Genomic DNA, 5,055 nt, shown 5'->3' with positions numbered 1-5,055 from the left:
GCCCGCGCCGAGGGCCAGAGCGTGGTCTGGGTGCAGCATTCAGGCAAGTAAGGCATATACTCTTAGTAAGGAGCGTGTATGAGTCATTCCACCATCACCAGTAAGGGACAAGTCACCATTCCCGTCGAAATCCGCGAGGCGCTGTCGCTGAAAAAGGGGGACAAACTCGTTTGGCGAGCCACCGAAACGGGGCTAGAGGCCGCCGTGGAGCGAGTAACTGGCCCCGATGAGGTGTTTGGAATGCTGCGTCAATACGCCAAAGTGGGCACCACCCACGAGCAGGAACGGGCCGCCGTTGCCGAAGCCTTTGCGAGAGGCGAATGCCTTTGAGTCAGCAAGCTTTGCTGGACACCAACGTCATTTTGCGCTTTTTACTGGCTGATCACGAGACACTTTCGCCGCGTGCAAAAGCCTATTTTCAACGGGCAGCAACAGGTGAATTGGACCTGCTGATTCCCAGCGTGGTCGCCGCAGAATGTGTTTTTACGCTGAAATCGTTTTACAAACTGACGCGGGCAGAGGTGGCGACGGCCCTCTTGCAATTGCTCAAGCTGCCTAACGTGAGCGCCGTAGACGGGGAAGTTGTTAAGCAAGCCCTCAGCTTTTACGCCGAGAGAAACGTGGACTTTGCCGATGCTTATCTGGCAGCTTTAGCGCAGGAAAAAGGCCAAAGCGTAGCCAGTTTTGACCGCGACTTGGGCAAGCTGGGCGTGGCGGTACTGACATGACCCCCTTCACCCCCACCCAACTTTCCGAAGCCCATCGCGCCCTCGCTTCTACCCTCAGCAAGTGCGAAAAGGTACTGGCGGGCGGCAAACTGAAACCCGCCCAGCACACGCTGACGCAGAGGCGAATAGAGGCGTTACGGGTGGCACTGGCGCTGATTGAGCGGGAGCAGAGCGGGCAGGTCTAACGGTCAGGCCAGCGCCAACCAGTCGCTCACCTTCGCCCGAATCAGCGGCCCGCTCAGCTCGGCAGCGGAGGGCAGAGCGGACGGGGCAAACCACGCCGCGCCGTGAACTTCATCGGCAGAGCAGACCAGATTGCCGCTCACCCCCTCGGCACGGAACAGCACCGAAATGTTGTCAATCACGTCGCCGTGCGGGTAGGTGAAACGGTACTCCGCCCCGGCGTAGAGTTTCAACGGCTCCAGCATCGCCGCCCGCAAGCCCGTTTCCTCGTGCAGTTCCCGCGCTGCACACGCCACGAACGATTCGCCCAGTTCCAGACTGCCGCCGGGCAGCGTCCAGCGACCCGTCCCCGCGTGCCGAAGCAGCAGCAGTTCGCCCCGAGCGTTCGTTACAGCGACGTTGGCGCCTGGGGCCATCAGGGGACGCGGGCCGACCAAGCGCCGCATCTCGCGCAGCCAGTCGCCGGGTGGGGAAGGAGTGGGGATGGACAGCAGCGGCAGAGGCGGCAGCCCTTCCCGCGCCCGCAGCACATTCATGCTGATGCGGTTGATGTTGCTGTTCAGCGGCGGCAGGTCGTCCAGCGCGAACCAGCGCAGTTCCAGTGTTTCGCCGCTGTCGTCGGGACAGGCAGCTTCCAGCGCCACCGCAGGCACTTCGCCCTCGGTGCGTAGGCCGACCAGATACACCTCGTCGCCGTTCGGGTAGCGGTGAAACATCTCCGGCCCGCTGACCAGCCCCTCAGTCAGGGGCAGCGGACGCAGATTCGGGCAACGCAGCCCCGTTTCCTCGTGCAGTTCGCGGCGGGCGGCCCCCAGAACATCCTCGCCGGGTTCCAGCCCGCCGCCGATGATGCCCCATTGCCCGTCGTCTCCCCGGCGCTGAAGCAGCACGCGGCCCCGTTCGTCGCGCAGCAGCACGCTGACGCCCACCACTGGCAAAGGCCGCTGACCCCAGACGGCGCGAAGTTCGGACAGATAAGACATGCCGCCCACTCTAGAGGCAGGCGGCAGCGGGGAGAGGAGGCTCAACCTTCCAGCGTCGTCAGGTCGCCGGGGTCTTGGCCCAGCGCCTGTGCCCGCAAGACACGGCGCATGATTTTGCCGCTGCGGGTTTTGGGCAGCGCGTCCACCACCTTGATTTCGGCAGGCGTACCGATGGGGCCAAGCTGGTGGCGCACATGCTCGGTGATGCTGGCCCGCAGGCCGCGTCCCACACCGCCCTCAAAGCCACGGCGCAGAATGACGTGGGCGATAATCGCCTCGCCCTTGAGCGGGTCGGGAATGCCGATGACGGCGGCCTCGGCCACAGCGGGGTGGCTGACCAGCGCGTCTTCCACGTCCGCCGAGCCGATGCGGTGGCCCGCCACGCTCAGCACGTCGTCGCTGCGGCCCAGAATCGAGATGTAGCCGTCTTCGTCCCTCAGTGCCAGGTCGCCCGAGGTGTAGCCCGCCGGGTTTTCGTTCCAGACGGCGGCGTATTTTTCGTCGTTGCCGTGCACGCCGCGCATCATGCTGGGGAAGGGCCGCCGGATGACCAGATAGCCCTGCTGCCCGGTGGGGACGGGGTGACCTGTTTCATCCACCACATCCGCGTCCACACCTGCCAGCGCCCTTCCCGCGTAGCCGGGGCGCACGGGCCAGCGGGCGTGCGTGCCGATGGTCGGCCCACCGAGTTCGGTCTGCCACCAGTTGTCGATGACTACTGCGTGTGCGCCTTCGCCCAGGCCGCCCGCCACATGTTCCTGTGCCCAGCGCCACGCCTCGGGGTTGAGCGCCTCGCCCGCACAGGCCACCACGCGCAGGCTGGAGAGGTCATAGGGTTTGAGCACGTCGGCGCCCAGTTTCATAAACAGCCGCAGCGCAGTGGGCGCAGTAAACAGCACGTTGACGCCGAATTTTTCTATCAAGCGCCACAGCACGCCCGTGTCAGGGAAGTCGGGGGCACCCTCGCGGAACATCACGGTCGCGCCCGACACCAGCGGCCCGTACACGATGTAACTGTGCCCCACAATCCAGCCAATGTCGGAGGTGCAGAAGTACACGTCGCCCGGATGCACGTCCAGCAGGGCTTTCATGTGGTACGACGTGCCCACCATGTAACCGCCGTGGGTATGCAGCACGCCTTTGGGTTTGCCCGTGCTGCCCGAGGTATACAGGATGAACAGCGGGTCTTCGGCGTTCACGGGGACGGCTGCGGCCTTGCCCCGCTTCATCAGGTCTTCCCACGCCACCGTGCGGCTGTCGTGTTCGCGGTGCATGGTCTTGACCCGTTCCCACAGCACCAGGTAGTCCACGGTGGTGAGGTCTTGGATGGCCTCCGCGGCAATCGCGTACAGGTCGACGACTTTGCCCCGGCGGTAGCCCACGTCCGCCGTAATCACGACTTTGGCGCCTGCGTCCTGAATGCGGTCACGCAGCGCCGACACACCCAGCCCCGCGTACACCACGCTATGCACCGCGCCAATTCGGGCGCAGCCGAGCATGGCAATCACGCCTTCGGGGGTCAGCGGCATGTAGATCACCACGCGGTCGCCCTTCTCTACGCCGATAGACCGCAGCCCCGCCGCAAAGCGCTCCACCCGGTCATGCAGCGTGCCGTAGGTGTAAATCTGGGCCTGCTCGTCCTCCGAAAGCCAAATCAGCGCGGCGCGGGTACGGGCTTCGCCGTGCGCATGGCGGTCAAGGGCGTTGAGGGTGATGTTGGTTTCGCCGTCCGCGAACCAGGTGTGGTGCGGCCTGTCCCAGTGCAGCGCCTGGGTGGGCGGTTTCGTCCATTCGTAGTGCTGCGCTTGCTCCAGCCAGAAGGCGTTGGGGTCGGCAGCGGCGCGGTCTATGTCGGCCTGGGGGTCGTAGCGCAGGCGCGAAAGCACGCTTTGGGGCGGGGAGAAGCGTTCGGGACGACCCGAAACGTCGGGCGAGGCAGTGCCGTTTAGGGCAGGGTCAGTCATGGCAGAAAAACCTCCTGGGCTGGGTTGTGTTCGACCGTCAGATTCTAGTCCGCCGGGCAGTTCCAAATGACCCGCTTTCGCTCCAAACTTGGTCGGGAATTATTATGTTTTTTACATAATCCGTGCTAGAATATTCGTATGAAAAACGCTCCTTTGACCCTCAATTTCGGCTCCGTTCGTCTGCCCCTCAGTGCGGACGGCTTCCTTCACGCGCCGACGGTTCAGACCCAACTGGGCCTCGGCTCGTCTTGGGCGGCGGTTCTCGTGGAACACGGTTTGCCGGAGATTTACCGCGACTTCGGCGCTGGCCCCGAGGCGGCCCTGAGCGTGCCCGATTTCGCGGCGCTGGTCTTTGCGCTGGCGACCCCGGAGGCGCGGCGCTGGCAACGGCGGGCGCGTGACCTGCTGGCCCGCGCCATGCAGGGCGACGTGCGGCTGGCGGCCCAGATTGCCGAACGCAGCCCCGAACCCGCTGCCCGGCGCTGGCTCTCGGCGCGGCTGGAAAGTACCGACGCCCGGCGCGAACTGCTGGCGACGGTGGCCCGGCACGGTGGGCGCGGGGGGGTCTACGGGCAACTCGGCAGCATCAGCAACCGCGCCGTCCTGGGCAAAGACAGCGCCTCGGTGCGCGAGGAACGCGGCGTGCGCGCCACCCGCGACGGCCTGAGCAGCACCGAACTGCTGCGCCTCGCCTACATCGACACCGTCACCAACCACGCTATTCAGGAACGGGGCACCCAGGGCAACGCCGCCATCCTGCGCCTGCACGAGGAAGTCGCCCGCAGCGAGGGCCGCAACTGGGACACGCTGCCGGGGCAAGTGGGCTGATAGCGCGCACAGGGGGAGTGCTACCCTGACCCCAACTTTGGCCTCAGGCTCACCTCAGGCTCAAAAGGGGGGGACGGTTATCTCACAGGAAATCTGGGCCGATGTGCTCGCTTACGTCCGCAAAAATGTTTCGGAACTGGAATACAAGACCTGGTTTTCACCCATCAAGCCGCTGGGCGTGCAGGAAGGGTCGCTAATCCTGGGCGTCCGCAATTCCTTTACCAAGGACTGGTTCCGCGACCACTATCAGGAGCTCCTGCTCGCCGCGCTGCGTTCGCTGGGGGCCGAGCAGCCCCAGGTCGAATTTCAGGTGCTGCCCGCCGCCCAGGACGCCCTGCTGCTGCCCAGCGATCCGCCCCCCGCGCCCGA

The 5,055-nt window shown here is 65.0% G+C and carries 7 protein-coding genes; 5 read left to right on the top strand and 2 right to left on the bottom strand.

Annotated elements, in window-relative coordinates:
- The first annotated feature begins 78 nt into the window (after positions 1–78).
- From Q4C89_RS02235 to Q4C89_RS02225, 3 genes are read left to right on the top strand one after another with little or no spacing between them, the layout of a single operon-like run.
- Complete coding sequence (locus Q4C89_RS02235) at positions 79–330, top strand: AbrB/MazE/SpoVT family DNA-binding domain-containing protein (RefSeq protein WP_303100982.1); 252 nt, start codon at positions 79–81, stop codon at positions 328–330.
- Positions 327–728, top strand: a complete 402-nt coding sequence (locus Q4C89_RS02230; RefSeq protein WP_303100981.1) for a PIN domain-containing protein — start codon at positions 327–329, stop codon at positions 726–728. Before Q4C89_RS02235 ends, Q4C89_RS02230 begins: the two co-directional genes overlap by 4 nt.
- Positions 725–913 (top strand): hypothetical protein, encoded by a 189-nt coding sequence (locus tag Q4C89_RS02225; RefSeq protein ID WP_303100980.1) that lies wholly within the window; start codon positions 725–727, stop codon positions 911–913. Before Q4C89_RS02230 ends, Q4C89_RS02225 begins: the two co-directional genes overlap by 4 nt.
- Before the next feature lie 3 nt (positions 914–916).
- Here Q4C89_RS02225 and Q4C89_RS02220 read toward each other — a convergent pair whose 3' ends face one another.
- Both Q4C89_RS02220 and Q4C89_RS02215 read right to left on the bottom strand, forming a co-directional pair.
- Complete coding sequence (locus tag Q4C89_RS02220; RefSeq protein ID WP_303100979.1) at positions 917–1,894, bottom strand: NUDIX domain-containing protein; 978 nt, start codon at positions 1,892–1,894, stop codon at positions 917–919.
- A 41-nt stretch (positions 1,895–1,935) separates the two neighbouring features.
- Positions 1,936–3,858 carry an acetate--CoA ligase gene (locus Q4C89_RS02215; RefSeq protein ID WP_303100978.1) on the bottom strand — a complete coding sequence of 641 codons (1,923 nt, stop codon included), beginning with the start codon at positions 3,856–3,858 and terminating at the stop codon, positions 1,936–1,938.
- Positions 3,859–3,996: 138 nt separating this feature from the next.
- Here Q4C89_RS02215 and ddrC point away from each other — a divergent pair, with 138 nt between their 5' ends.
- Positions 3,997–4,686 (top strand): DNA damage response protein DdrC, encoded by a 690-nt coding sequence (gene ddrC, locus Q4C89_RS02210; protein ID WP_303100977.1) that lies wholly within the window; start codon positions 3,997–3,999, stop codon positions 4,684–4,686.
- Between the two features lie 103 nt (positions 4,687–4,789).
- Positions 4,790–5,055 (top strand): DnaA N-terminal domain-containing protein (locus Q4C89_RS02205; protein ID WP_303100976.1); only part of this gene is annotated, 266 nt, incomplete at its 3' end.

It is taken from the genome of Deinococcus sp., assembly GCF_030523985.1.
Taxonomy (GTDB): Bacteria; Deinococcota; Deinococci; order Deinococcales; family Deinococcaceae; genus Deinococcus.
This window is presented reverse-complemented; position numbering and strand designations above follow the sequence as displayed.

Coding starts and splice junctions, on each gene's coding strand:
- Q4C89_RS02215 (WP_303100978.1), bottom strand. CDS start 3,858: ATGACTGACCCTGCCCTAAACGGCACTGCCTCGCCCGACGTTTCGGGT.
- ddrC (WP_303100977.1), top strand. CDS start 3,997: ATGAAAAACGCTCCTTTGACCCTCAATTTCGGCTCCGTTCGTCTGCCC.
- Q4C89_RS02235 (WP_303100982.1), top strand. CDS start 79: ATGAGTCATTCCACCATCACCAGTAAGGGACAAGTCACCATTCCCGTC.
- Q4C89_RS02220 (WP_303100979.1), bottom strand. CDS start 1,894: ATGTCTTATCTGTCCGAACTTCGCGCCGTCTGGGGTCAGCGGCCTTTG.
- Q4C89_RS02225 (WP_303100980.1), top strand. CDS start 725: ATGACCCCCTTCACCCCCACCCAACTTTCCGAAGCCCATCGCGCCCTC.